Here is a 12,923-nt window from a genome sequence, read left to right on the forward strand (position 1 = left end):
AAATATTTCAGACAACTTGATTTTCGCGGTATAATGAATTTATGGAAGTGCAAAAACAGGGAATTTTAGTTATTAGCCGCCACGCAGAAAGCGAGTGGAATTTATTAGGTAAGTGGACTGGCTGGACAGATGTCAATTTGACAGAAAAAGGCATGCGCGAAGCCGAGCAGCTTGGTAAAATTATTCGCGATATTCACTTTGATGCCGCTTATACTAGCGAGCTCAAACGTACGCAGCAGACTTGCGATGGAATTCTGCGCGGCAAGGGCGACCAGGAGGATCTCGAACGGATTATCGCCAAGCCGCTTAACGAGCGTGATTACGGCGATTTAACTGGCAAAAACAAATGGGAAGTCAAAGACGAGATTGGCAGTGAGGCATTTCAGGGAATTCGCCGCGGCTGGGATTACCCTGTACCAGGTGGCGAAACGCTCAAAGATGTTTACGCGCGGGCAATTCCATATTTTCAAAGCGAAATCTTGCCGCGGTTGCAAAGAGGCGAAAATATCCTGCTTGTTTCGCACGGTAACACTATTCGCGCGCTGATGAAGTATCTCGACCAGATTCCTGATGAAGAGATTGGTAAAGTGGAAATGCCGTTTGGCACGCTGCTCGTCTATAAGTTTGATGCTGGTCATCAATTGCCGCTAGATAAGCAAACGCGCACCATAGACATCATCCCGCCGAAGGCTTGAATTACCAAATTTCTTTATGCGGCACGCGTAGGATTTTAGCTAAGGCATATTGGATAAGCCAATAAACAGCTGATACCACTAAGCAGAAATTGCCGACGATAGTCATAACTTGGTGCGGTAGTTTAGGAATTGTCGGCGCAAAGAGCAGCAGAATGACCGGCAGAACCGTCAATATTAATTTAATGCAGATTATCAGTTTGTACGACAAGTTTAATTTCCATTTTTTTGCTGGTTGTTGTTTTGGTGGGCGGGTATTGGCGGCTATCGCGTCGGCTGCCGAATGCGTGATTTTAGCGCCAGTCTTGCCGATTTTCTTTGGCAATCCTATTAGCGTGATTATTGACATAACAATAATTGCAGCTGTAATGGCAATAGATACAATGGCAATGAATGGAGCGGCATCGCTATAGCATCCAGAGTGGCTCACGACGGGGCGAGGCGCTTGGCGTTCTGGTAGAAAAATCTTTTGTACAGCTTCTGATTGGAATAACGGATATAGTAATATAATTGCCGTCCATGTCCACTGCAAAAATACTGACAAATACCCTAATGTGCCAAAAATATTAACGACTATGCGGCGGCGCGAGTGTTGTTTGCTTTTCATATAGTTATGATAGCATGAGGAGTATGGGAGGGCAAAATAGGACAATAGCAAAACCTGCCGCTCGTCGGCAGGTTCATAATTCAAATGGTCGGGGTGAAAGGACTCAAACCTTCGACCTCACGGTCCCAAACCGCGCGCGCTATCAACTGCGCCACACCCCGATAGATGTGCAAAGCTATTATATATTATTTTGCGAGTTTTTCCTAGTCGTAATATAATCAAAGCATGAAAATATTATTTTGGAAGTATAGTAATGACTATGACAAGGTTTATAGGTGGCTGATAATTGCTGTGCCAGTAGTAGCGGCAGCTCTTAGTTTATGGATTGGCTTGCGGCAGAGCGTTTGGTTTGATGAAGCATATTCGATAATGGTAGCCAAGCGGTCTGCCAGCGAGATTATTCGGCTGTCGGCACTTGATACTCATCCGCCGCTGTATTATCTCGTTCTGAAAATTTGGGCGAATGTTTTTGGCTGGAGCGAACTGGCATTGCGCTCGCTAAGCGTGATCTTTTATGGAGCCTCAATTGCGGTAGCCGGTTGTTTTATTAAAAAGCATTTTAATGCGCGAGCAGCCATTTATGTGCTAACGATGTTGCTCCTGGCGCCATTATTAATGCGCTACGGTTTCGAAGTTCGCATGTACGCTATGGCGTCGTTAATCGGCGTAGCGGCGACGGCAATGTTGGTACGGGCGCACTCTAGCAAGCGGTGGGCTGACTGGCTTATTTATGGAGTGCTAGTGGCACTCGGTATGTACACGCTATACTACTTGGCGCTTTTGTGGCTGGCTCATCTAGCCTGGCTAGTCGCGATGGATGCTGGTCGGTTGCGTAAGTCTTCATGGAAAGAGTGTCGTTGGATAGGAGCTTATACATTTAGCCTGTTGCTGTTTCTCCCGTGGCTGTCGTCATTTTTGAAGCAGGTTGGCAATGGCGCACTCGCACCAATTGGACAGCCAATGAATCTTGAGCAGTTAGTTGGTATTGTTTCGTTTAATGCAATATACCAGCCGCTTTGGCAACTGGGTGTGATTACCTCAATATTGGTGCTAGCGATAATTTTTGTATCTGTCCGCTCAATTGTTATTACTTTTCATATTAAGAAAAAAAATGATATTTTGTGGCTATTAGTTAGTTATATCAGCGTGCCGATAATGCTATTGATGGTGATTTCTCTGTATAAACCGATGTATGTCGAGCGTTATTTGGCGCACGTTGCGATTGGCTTAGTTATGCTCGTGGGAGCTAGTCTCGCGCTGTCGACCGAACGTGAGAATCGTGAGGTTTGGCGAATAGCCTCACCGTTAGTTCTGCTGGTAGTTCTGGTGGTCGGGGCAACTAACCTCAGCCAGGCTGGTAATTATAACTTTCAGCGTATGCAAAAGCCAAACGTCAACTCTGTTGCTTCTATAGTTAAATGTAGCGAAAACGATGTGGTGTTAGCGGCCGATCCGTATGTGGCGATTGAGCTAGATTATTATCTACCGAATTGCCAGATATACTTTGCTAGTAGTGACCAACATCTTGGCGGCGGTTATGCTCCGCTAGATGGTAGCAGCCGCCAAGTTGCCGACACGAAAAAAGTATTTACTCACGCAAAGAATATCTATAACGTCTACTATAGCGACATGAAAGCTGATCTGCCAGGTAACTATCGCGAGGTCGAAACGATCGATTTATCACCGCTAAAAATCACTAAGTTTAACGCGGAATAATCTTCATCAAAAATTTGGTTCGCACTGCTAGGTAAATAATGGCAATCACCAAAATCGATAGCGCGAGGTTTTGAGGAATCTCGGCTAGACGGTCAAACGAATTAAAATAACTAGCTGGCGCGCCATATTGCGGATTGACTATTAGATGTGCTCCCATGACTACGAAGGCATGAATTGAATAGACGTAAAGCGAATTAGTCCCAAACGGAATAAGTAGCCAGCCGAGGTAGCGTTTAATTTGTTTTTCAAAACGCTGGAAAATCATAAAAAACCCAATAAACCAGAGCAGCGACATAGCTACGCGCGCTGGCGTTAGAGCTAGCTTATCGAAGCTGGCCGCTAGAATAGGGCGAAAATTATTAATAGCTGTCGAAAGATTATCGTTTAAGGCTGGCGCGAAAAACTCGGCAAAAACATTGGCGATGAAAGTGATGATAAACATGGTAAAGATGACAGTTTTGGTACGGCGCCGCGTTTTGGCGGACAAACTATTCCACCATGATTTAATTTGCGGCGAGTAAAATCCTAGCGTGAAGGCGATGAAAAAAATAAATTGCCAAGTAAATGGCTGAGTGAATTCGTTAACCGGCTTTGGCGTTAGCAGCCAAACTAGAGTACTGACGGTTAGAACGATGTACCATTTGCCGCGGCGCAGTAGCCAAAGCGCAGCTGGTGTTAGCGCCAAAAATATCGCATATAGACGCAAGTAATCGGCCCAGCCGTAGAATTCTTGCAAAGTAACTATTCTCCAAAATAGACTAAAGATATTGCTATCTAGCGGAGGCAAAGGCGACTTGACGCCGTCGTTACCAACAAAATGCCAGCCGATCGCAATCGATAATATTGTAATGATGATACTGGTTAGATATAGCATGAAGCTTCGCCGCCAGATCAATTTAGCAGCGTATCTAAACGAACGCTCTGTTAATTTAGCACCGCGGACAATGCCTAATACTAATCCAGAAATAATAAAGAATCCTTCGGCGGCAGTAACGTATAATCTGCTGTCGCCGCTGATGAACACGAGGCCGTTTGGAAAATAACTCAAATGATCAAGTATGATTATCACCAAAAACCAGCCTCTCATTAAATCTAGGCTGACAATACGATTAATTTTTGGTTTTTTTACAGCGCTCATCTTGGTCACTTCTACCAGTATAGCAGGTCCAATCTGGGGATAGTGTTAAAAGTAGCCTAGCGCGGGCGTTTTTTGGCGATATCACGAGCCTGCTCAGTGTACTTGTCTTCAAGCGGGTCTAAAACGACGGCGCCGTATTTACGGATTATAGCTTGCGAAATCATCCAATCGGCAATGTGCGGATTCTTTGGCAAGAGCGGACCGTGCAAATAGGTACCGATAACGTTACGATAACGGGCGCCTTCACGGCCATCAATATTATTGTTGCCTACGCCTTTGATGACGTCGCCGAGTGCTGAGGTATTTTGGCCAAGCGTAGTTAGCCCGGAGTGATTCTCATAACCGATAATTTCACCGAATTCTGGACTTTTGACGATAATATTACCAACAATGCGCTCGTCACCGCCAATTGTCTCTAGGTCAAGAATACCGATACCAGGAATTATGTCGCCGTCTTTGGTAGTAAACGAGCGGCCGAATAGTTGGTATAAACCGCAGATAACTAACATTGGTAAATCGTCGTCAGCTAATCGTTTGAGCTGAGGGGCAATCTTTTGCAGGTCGTCACTAATTCGTAACTGTCCGGAGTCCTGTCCGCCGCCGCCGACGATTAAATCAACATCGTCTGGAAAAGTATCGCCAACGTTGTATTCAATTAGTTTGGTAGCAAAACCGCGCCATTCTAGTCGCCGCTTGAGAGTCAGGACATTGCCCCAGTCGCCGTAAATGTTCATATCGCGCGGATAAAGTTGCAAGATAGTGATAGATTGCGGTTGCTTTTTCATCGGATTTCCTCCACGTCGGTATAGCGGGCTAGTAGTCGTCGTAGTGCTAACATTGCGGTGTAGCTACAATAAATGCGCTTTGGTTGGCGAGTGTGTTTAGTGATAAGTTGGCGCAGTGCAATCGCCAGGTCAGTATCAACAAAATCGATAGGCACTTCGTCGTATTCTAGCCGCAGGGCCATGTCATAGGCGCGGACGCCAGATACAGCAGTGACACCTTGTTCTTGTAAGCTATCGAAATCGACATCCCAGAGCCAGCTCATATCGCGGCCATCGGCGTAAGCATCGTTAATGGCTATCATAGTGGCGTAGTTTGCTGGATCGAACGAAGCTAGGGCTAAGCGGAAGCCAGCCGGGTTTTTGACCAATACTAGCTCGCAGGGTTGTCCATCTATTATTAATTGCTCGCCGCGGCCAAAAGCTGGCTTAATGTTTGATAGCGCTTCGAGCATAGAATCAACATTTAGATTATTACCGAGAATTGCGCGCACTAAAGCAACAGCACCGGTGGCATTTTGAAGATTGTAGATGCCACGCAGATTTAGATTCACCGAGTGATCGCTGCCGTTGAAGCCGATAACGGCGTGCTGGTCTTTAAACTCTTCAAGACTGGTGTCGTCAGCGTACAATTTAGCCGCATTTTGCTCGCTACTGCGTAGAGAATCATCAGAAGGGAAAGTCTGCGAATATTTTGGGTTAACGCCAAAACTTCGCAGCGGTGATTTGATGTCGTTTACAAAATCAGGACTACTTAATCGCGGGTCGTCGCGGTTAAGGACTACGCACTTTGTTGTGTTTATTGCAACATTGTGGAGGAGTTTGGCGGTATTGTCAATTTCGCCGAAGCGGTCGAGCTGGTCGCGCATGACATTTAGCAGTAAACAGTAGTTTGGCTTGATTGCTTTTACAAAGTGAACAGCATAGGCTTCGTCGAGTTCAAGCACGGCAATATCGGCGTTAATTCGTCCGTGCAAATCAACTTCGCCTAATAGCGCTGCTGCCACGCCGCGCGTGAAGTTGCTGCCAGTACGGTTGGTAAATACTTTCAGGCCTTGGCTTTCTAGTAATTCGACAACAATTTTGGTGGTAGTGGTTTTGCCGTTGGTGCCGCTGATAAGTGCTACACCCATTGGTAGTTGCTGTAATGTGCGGCTAACAAAATCTGAGTCGATTTTTTCAATTACCAAGCCTGGTAAGGCTGAGCCGCTACCGCCGCGAATCTGTGCAGCTTTCTTGACAGTCTTCCCTAGCATAGTCGTGAGAGTTTGACGCATAAAACTCATTATACCTGTTTTTGGCGCATTATAGTAGCGTCCAAACGCTTTTTGAACTATAATAAAAAGCATATGTTTATTGTGGGCATGATTTCGTGGTGGTATAGCGTTGGTTGGAAGCGGGCAGCAGTAGATGTTTGGGAGTCTATCGAGCGATTATACGATACGTTTTCGCTGGGATTATTGCTGAAGACACTATTTGCGCCGTGGCGGCAAATTTCAGCCGGGAAAGTACGCGGACCAATCGGGGTGCAGTTGCGGGCGTTTTTTGATCGCTTGGTATCGCGAATCATTGGCGGCTTTATAAGGATAATAACGCTGCTGATAGGTGTAGCAGCCTTGTGCTTGATGCTGTTGATTGGTCTACTACGTTTAGCTATTTGGCCATTGGTGCCGTTGATGCCGGCGGTAATGGTTGTTGCGGCAATATCGGGGTGGATACCATGGCATCTTTAGGTACTTTTAGGTATGCGTCTCAGCGAGCTAGCGAAGCGCGCTTTGGGCGGCTGCTGTCGCCGATGATTGCAAAAAGCCTTTCATGGTTAGCGTTATTGCTAGTGGTATCGGGTACTATGCTAGTAACTATGGAGCGTCTGTCGCTAGGTTGGCTGTGCGGTGCTCTGGCGGCAGTATTATATATGGCGGTGAAATTTTATAATTGGCACGTTCACGATCTGCCAGCTGGCAGGGGTGGCTCGGTTGATGATTTGTTAGCCGGCGACGTGTTAGGTCGGTTGTCGCGAGAACCGAGCGTACGAGAGGTCGCTAAAGTAATTGGTGAAGTGCCAAGCGGTCAATTCATGGGGGTGCGGCTTGGTATGACGCCGTCATTTTTAGCCACTATCGCTGAGGGTTCGACGATTTCCGTTGACGAACTGTGGAGTGTAGCTGACGATATTCGCCAAGCCAATCAGCTAGACCGTATCAGCGGTGCCGTATTAGCTACAGCGCTAGTGAGGAGCTTTCCGAATTATCAATCGATAATAGCGCAAACTCATTTAGGAGATGAAGATTTGGATGCTGGTATTTTGTGGCAAGAGCATTTGATGGAGATTGTTCGGCATTTTGGCCAGCGGCGGCGGACTGGCGGATTGGCGCGTGATTGGTCGTTTGGTTGGATTCCGCACCTTGAGCGATTCGGGCAGAATATCAGCGAGCAAATTGGCGCTAGCCGTAATACCTTGTCGATTGACATACCATCGCATGTTCAGGTGATTGATCAGCTAGTGGAAGCTTTTGGTACGGGCGGGCGGCAAAACGCGGTTCTTATCGGTCAAGCTGGTGTTGGTAAAACATCAGTAATTCATGCTTTCGCGGAACGAATTTTGGACGCTGATGCGAATGTACCCGAAAATCTTCGCTTCCGCCAGATCTTCATTCTTGACTCGGCATCGTTGATTGCGGCAGCGCCAGGACGCGGCGAGCTTGAAAACTTAATCATGCAGGTTCTAGGTGAAGCTTACAATGCCAAGAATATAATTGTTTGTCTTGATGACGCGCAGTTATTCTTCGAAGAGGGCGTAGGGTCAGTAGATTTAACAAATGTTTTGCAGCCGATTTTAGATGCTGGCCGACTACGCTTAATTTTGAGCATGGACGAACAGCGCTATCTCGAAATTAGCCGCCGCAACCCGTCGTTAGCTAACTCGCTTAACCGTATTAATGTCGCCGAAACCAACGAAGCAGAGACTAAAAAGGTTCTGCAAGAACAGTTGATTGCTATTGAGTTCAACCGCAAAGTTACTTATATGATACAAGCGATTAACGAAGCTTATCGCTTGAGCCAGCGTTACATTCACGATATAGCTATGCCTGGCCGGGCGCTTAAATTGTTAGAGTCGGCGGCCAGTTTCAGCGAGTCTGGTATCGTGACCATGAATTCTGTGCAGCAAGCGATCGAGCGGACAATGGACGTTAAAGTTAGCGTGGCTAATACGACCGAAGACCGCGAGCGGCTGTTGCATATGGAGGATTTAATTCATGAACGAATGGTTAATCAAGTTCGCGCCGTTAATGTCGTCAGTGATGCTCTGCGCCGCGCTCGCGCTGGCGTCCGCAATGAGAATCGGCCGATTGGTACCTTTCTGTTTCTGGGGCCGACTGGTGTCGGCAAGACGGAGCTATCAAAAGCGCTGGCCGACGTATACTTTGGCGGCGAAGGCAAGTTAATTCGTTTAGATTTGAATGAGTTTGTTCGCTCCGATGATGTCGCTCGTTTAATCGCTGATGGCGCGGATGACCCGATGAGCTTGACCGCACAAGTAATGAAACAGCCTTTCAGTGTGGTGTTGCTCGACGAGATCGAGAAGGCCGCGCCAGAAGTGCTAACTACACTCCTGCAATTACTCGACGAAGGGATTTTGCGCGACGCCAAGAACCGTGAGATTAGCTTTCGCGACGCCATTGTAATTGCCACTAGTAACGCTGGCGCTGATAGGATCCGCGAATATATCGAGCGCGGCTATCGGCTTGAGCAGTTTGAACAGCAGTTTATCAACGAATTAATTAGTTCAAACCAGTTTCGACCAGAGTTTCTCAATCGCTTCGATGAAATTGTACTCTTTCGTCCGTTTACGCCTGCCGAGTTGGTGCAAGTGCTTGATCTGATTCTGGCTGGCGTCAACAAAACTCTATTGCCGCAAAAAGTGTCAGTGACTGTTGATGACGACGCGAAACAGCTTCTCGTTCAGCAAGGATACGACCCGCGGCTAGGCGTTCGGCCGATGCGCCGCGTCGTTCAGAAAGCGGTGGAGAATACTATCGCTAAGCTCATGCTATCGGGGGCGGTCAATCCGGGCGATTCGGTGAACATTGATGCCGAGCAAGTACGGCGAATTTTTGAAGAATCTGAATCGCAAGTAGCTCCATTGCAAGGCGATGTGCCTAACCAGCAGAACCAAGCTTAAGAAAGTTTTCTAACAAGAGTTTTGGCGGCGCGGCGGTTGACTGGTGCAACAATACCAACGGCTAGCGCGCCAATACCGCGCACGAGTGCCCGTGCTTTGGTTTTGTAGCGTTCTTTTTTGCTGAGGGATGTATTAGTGGTATCAAGCTGCGGCGACTCGGACCAGAATGCTAGCCGCACCGCTCTGACGCCGAGTGCCAAGCCTCGCTTTTTATTGCCGGCAAGCGTCTCGGCGTAGCTGGCTCGAGCGGTAAAATTAATATCATATTGATCAATACGATTTAGTCCGTCGGCATGTTTGTGCGAATCCTCGAGTTTTTCTAGTCCGTAACGAAAAGTTTCAACAGTCTCGGTATTATTTTTTGGAGTATCAAAAGTCTCATCGCTTGCTATGCGCGACAATTGCATGGTTGCTAGCATGGCTGCGCTAGCTCCCAGCTCGCGCAGCGTGCTACGATTTGGTTCTTGTTCGGCTAAAGTTTTGTGTTGATCAACTGCCTCAGTAAGCCATTTTTCAGCTTCTTCGTAGTTGTCTAGATGTCTATAGGCATTACCTACGTCGCGCGCCATCCGAGCCTTTTCGGATGGATCTGACGTTATATTGTATGCCATTATCGCTAGCGTTGCGGCAAGAGAATAAGATCCATCGTGAATTGCTTGTACAGCCGATCTTGAACAGTCGTCAAAACTTAGTTCGCCGCCTTTAGTCTCCATACCTATATTATAACATGAAAAATTACCTAATGCAAGGTATGCGTTTCGTATTTTTGCCAGCAATTATCTCACTAGTCGCCAAGGCTTATTTTGATAGTGACGTAGCTAGTTTGATCATGGTCGAATTCACTAGTGGTCATCTTCGTGTACGGCTTGGCTATCTCGGAGGTGCCGTATGTATAATCTTTATGCAGCGCCTGCGGTATAACGCTCAGGTATAAAATATGGCCGTTAGTATCCTTGAACGTATCGCTTTGAACGATAGTATCTTTATCTTTTGTATTGATAAGCGAGAAGCCAGATTCTTTAATTTTTTCGGTTAAATCCATACGAGTTTTACTTACGGAAGTATTATGTCCATACTCTGTAGTGATAGACTTATCATTTGAAATATTACTTTTATAAACCGCCAGTCTATACGATTCATCTAGCTTCAAATTGCTATATATACTATGAATTTGGTTATAGCGGGCAGTGTTGGTGTATTCTACGACCATTCTGTCGACTAGATATACGCTCATAGCTGTTAGCCAAAAAAGCACAAAAACCAATATCGCATACACCAGTAAGCTTCGGCGCACCATGAAGTGAGTGTCTGTTTTTGTAATGTGTTTGACACGCTGCTTGCGAGTCTTCTTGAGAGATTTATTTGCCTTGGTAACCATAAACATAGTGTAGCATACCGATGCGATTATTGGCTAAGTATAGTTGTGGTGACAGATGATCCGCTGATTATCGCGCCGGATAGCAAAGGTTGTTCCGTGGCTCTATTTGGATCAAGCGGTTGGCGGCCTAAATTGTTGACATTATCGACAAGGGCAGGGAAATTAGCTGCCAAATCATTATACGGCCTGCCATCGGGTATCGTGCTATCGGTGGTGATGAATACCCAGCCGGCATTGCGTTGGCGCGATAAATTGATTATTTTTTGGTAATCGCTAGCTTTTGCGGCATAAATCGTATGGAAAATACGATGGGAGTTTGCCGGATCTTTTTCAAAGGCAGAGTAAGCGGTCTTATAGTTATTGATATATTCGTCAGCAGTGCCTTCGTTAGTCATGAAAATGTCAGCGTATGGCGCAATCGCGTCGGTGATGTGCGTACCAGGATTGGCAACGACTAATTTGTTGCCGTAAGTGCTTTTCGTGTAGTTGTATAATTCTGCCATGTAAGCCGTTGCGCCGTTATTTCTGGATGATATCTCGTCGAAGTAAAACCCGTGAATTTTATCTGTCCCGTAAAGTTCAATGAACTTAGCCATGGCGGCTTTAACTTCGGCAATTGGGCGGGTTTGATGAATAGTGCGGATGTAAGCGACAGTTTTGAAGCCAAGCTCGGCGTTCTTTTTTAGCAGCCGCACATAGCCTGGGTCGAGCTTGGCGTCAGGACTGCCGTCTGCCATGATGAGTGTATACGGGATTTTGCTGCTGCCTGCTGTATGAACCGCTTTCCAGTAGTCAGAGAACTCGCTGCCGCCAGCCTCAGCGAGCGGATAGACGTATGATAGCATAAAGACCGATTGAGCGTTGACCGCTGTATAGGAACTGGTATTTGTTTTATTGACCATACCAGCGACAGCGTTGCTAAGAGAAACGGTGTAAGTTTTACCTTTACCGCCAGTGCCGGCATTGGTGTCAATGTAGAATTTGGCGCTGGTTTCTCCGGCTTTAATAACCACTCGCTGGCTGTCCCAACGGACGTTGAGATTGTTCGGATTGCTAGTATTGTGTGTAACTCTAATATCTGCGCTAACATCGGTACTGGCTGCTTTGTCTAGAGTTGCCGTGTAAACAGCGGTTTCGCCTTCTTTGACGTTGGTTGGTCCATGAAGAGTAATTTTTGGCGCAGTCGCAGCAGGACTGATTATTCCCGCGCCAGTACCGCCGCCCAAATCATCAACTACCGACCCGCTAAATCCGCTGGTGACGCTCTCTTTGTGTCCTTTTTTGTCGGTGTAACTGGCTTGGATGATGACTTGCATACCCAGGTGGTCTTTGGTTTGCGCGAGAGTTTTGCCAGTTCCCAAGAATTTGCCGTAAAATTCGTACCATCGGTAAGTAATACCGCTTTCCGGTACGCCATCGGCATCGGTAATACGGGCAGTAAATACCTGTCCGACTCGGTTTATTCCGTCGATGGTGACGCTACCATGGTTATTATTTGATGCGGCGTTGCCAACAGCTGCCGTAGCTGAGCTAATTAAATCTTTCATTACGTTTTTGTTGTTAGCATGAGTTGTTTTGACAGTGATTTTTTTACCCACTTCGGCTGGCGTTAATTTGTACGAGAAATAGCTGGCGCCAGGAATAGCCGCGCCGTCGGCAAACCATTGATAATATCGTATACCGCCGTCTTTCAATCCGTCGGGATCGTCAATTTGCGCGATTAGGGTTGACCCGACTTCTGCGGCGCCGACGATTTTTACGGCTGCTTGCGCTGGCTCGGGTGTTGGCTTAGGCGGCTTGGACGGATTGGGCGGTGTAGTCGGTTTGTTATTGTTGGGCTTAGTGGACGGAGTATTCGCAGGTTTATGGTTAGCAGCATTGTGAATTGACGGTCTGCCTGACGATGCTATTTGGCGGTAATGATAAGTATTGTGATTTCCAACAACCGAGACGCCATTTCCAGCCGTCTTGGTAGAATCACTAGGCGAGCTGTTCGTGGATTCATCAGTCTTGGTCTGGCTAGTCTCGTTCTTGCCATCCGGGTTCGAACTTGGTTCTGAATCCGAGTCTGGTCGCTGCGGCTTGCTGTTTTCGTCGTCTGCTTGAGAAGTAGTATCATGGCTAGGTCCTTGATTTGTCTGATTATGCTGGTTCATGCTAATCAAACTGTTAAACAGCCAATACAACAAAACCGCCGTTAACACAACAGCAAACAACCCAATTATAAGTTTTATTTTTTTATGATTTGACTGTTGATTTTCCATATTCCTCTCCTCAGAATACAATACTTCAATTTAAGCATAGGCGATATGGAAAGTCAAATAACGAATCAATCGATCAAAAAAATAGACAGCTGTCATTGCTGCTATCTTTGGTACCCCGCACAGGAATCGAACCTGCAACCTTTGGTACCGGAAACCAACGCTC

General features: G+C 46.7%; 11 protein-coding genes and 1 tRNA gene. 4 read left to right on the forward strand and 8 right to left on the reverse strand.

Going from position 1 to position 12,923, the window contains the following annotated elements:
• Positions 1-41 precede the first annotated feature (41 nt).
• A complete protein-coding gene (locus tag G1ANC_RS01990) occupies positions 42-695 on the forward strand; it encodes a 2,3-diphosphoglycerate-dependent phosphoglycerate mutase (RefSeq protein ID WP_129693357.1) in 654 nt (217 codons plus the stop codon).
• A gap of 1 nt (position 696) precedes the next feature.
• On the opposite strand, the gene G1ANC_RS01995 is transcribed toward G1ANC_RS01990, so the two are convergent.
• Together G1ANC_RS01995 and G1ANC_RS02000 are read right to left on the reverse strand one after the other, a co-directional pair.
• A complete protein-coding gene (locus tag G1ANC_RS01995; RefSeq protein WP_129693358.1) occupies positions 697-1,299 on the reverse strand; it encodes a hypothetical protein in 603 nt (200 codons plus the stop codon).
• An 85-nt stretch (positions 1,300-1,384) separates the two neighbouring features.
• A tRNA-Pro gene (locus tag G1ANC_RS02000) sits at positions 1,385-1,460 on the reverse strand.
• Between the two features lie 64 nt (positions 1,461-1,524).
• On the opposite strand from G1ANC_RS02000, the gene G1ANC_RS02005 reads away from it, so the two are divergent.
• On the forward strand, positions 1,525-3,015 hold the full coding sequence (locus G1ANC_RS02005; protein WP_129693359.1) for a glycosyltransferase family 39 protein: 1,491 nt from the start codon (positions 1,525-1,527) through the stop codon (positions 3,013-3,015).
• Here the strand turns inward: G1ANC_RS02005 and opgC are convergent.
• Genes opgC through G1ANC_RS02020 form a run of 3 tightly spaced genes read right to left on the reverse strand, consistent with a single transcriptional unit; the run spans position 3,002 to position 6,221 of the window.
• The gene (gene opgC, locus G1ANC_RS02010; protein ID WP_244596210.1) at positions 3,002-4,153 is read right to left on the reverse strand and encodes an OpgC domain-containing protein; all 1,152 of its coding nucleotides are present in this window, start codon (positions 4,151-4,153) and stop codon (positions 3,002-3,004) included. The two genes, G1ANC_RS02005 and opgC, sit on opposite strands and share 14 nt — an antisense overlap.
• A 56-nt stretch (positions 4,154-4,209) precedes the next feature.
• The gene (locus G1ANC_RS02015) at positions 4,210-4,938 is read right to left on the reverse strand and encodes a type 1 glutamine amidotransferase (RefSeq protein WP_129693361.1); all 729 of its coding nucleotides are present in this window, start codon (positions 4,936-4,938) and stop codon (positions 4,210-4,212) included.
• Positions 4,935-6,221 (reverse strand): Mur ligase family protein, encoded by a 1,287-nt coding sequence (locus G1ANC_RS02020; protein WP_129693362.1) that lies wholly within the window; start codon positions 6,219-6,221, stop codon positions 4,935-4,937. Before G1ANC_RS02020 ends, G1ANC_RS02015 begins: the two co-directional genes overlap by 4 nt.
• Before the next feature lie 63 nt (positions 6,222-6,284).
• Between G1ANC_RS02020 and G1ANC_RS02025 the strand changes: the two genes are divergently transcribed.
• Both G1ANC_RS02025 and G1ANC_RS02030 read left to right on the forward strand, forming a co-directional pair.
• On the forward strand, positions 6,285-6,668 hold the full coding sequence (locus tag G1ANC_RS02025; protein ID WP_129693363.1) for a hypothetical protein: 384 nt from the start codon (positions 6,285-6,287) through the stop codon (positions 6,666-6,668).
• Complete coding sequence (locus G1ANC_RS02030) at positions 6,656-9,118, forward strand: AAA family ATPase (RefSeq protein WP_129693364.1); 2,463 nt, start codon at positions 6,656-6,658, stop codon at positions 9,116-9,118. The genes G1ANC_RS02025 and G1ANC_RS02030 overlap by 13 nt, the downstream gene beginning before the upstream one ends.
• Here G1ANC_RS02030 and G1ANC_RS02035 read toward each other — a convergent pair.
• From G1ANC_RS02035 to G1ANC_RS02045, 3 genes are all read right to left on the reverse strand, one after another.
• A complete protein-coding gene (locus G1ANC_RS02035) occupies positions 9,115-9,831 on the reverse strand; it encodes a hypothetical protein (RefSeq protein ID WP_129693365.1) in 717 nt (238 codons plus the stop codon). The genes G1ANC_RS02030 and G1ANC_RS02035 overlap by 4 nt on opposite strands.
• 71 nt (positions 9,832-9,902) lie before the next feature.
• On the reverse strand, positions 9,903-10,496 hold the full coding sequence (locus G1ANC_RS02040) for a hypothetical protein (protein ID WP_129693366.1): 594 nt from the start codon (positions 10,494-10,496) through the stop codon (positions 9,903-9,905).
• Positions 10,497-10,522: 26 nt separating this feature from the next.
• A complete protein-coding gene (locus G1ANC_RS02045) occupies positions 10,523-12,760 on the reverse strand; it encodes a spherulation-specific family 4 protein (RefSeq protein ID WP_129693367.1) in 2,238 nt (745 codons plus the stop codon).
• Positions 12,761-12,923 lie beyond the last annotated feature (163 nt).

The organism is Candidatus Nanosynsacchari sp. TM7_ANC_38.39_G1_1, from assembly GCF_004138385.1.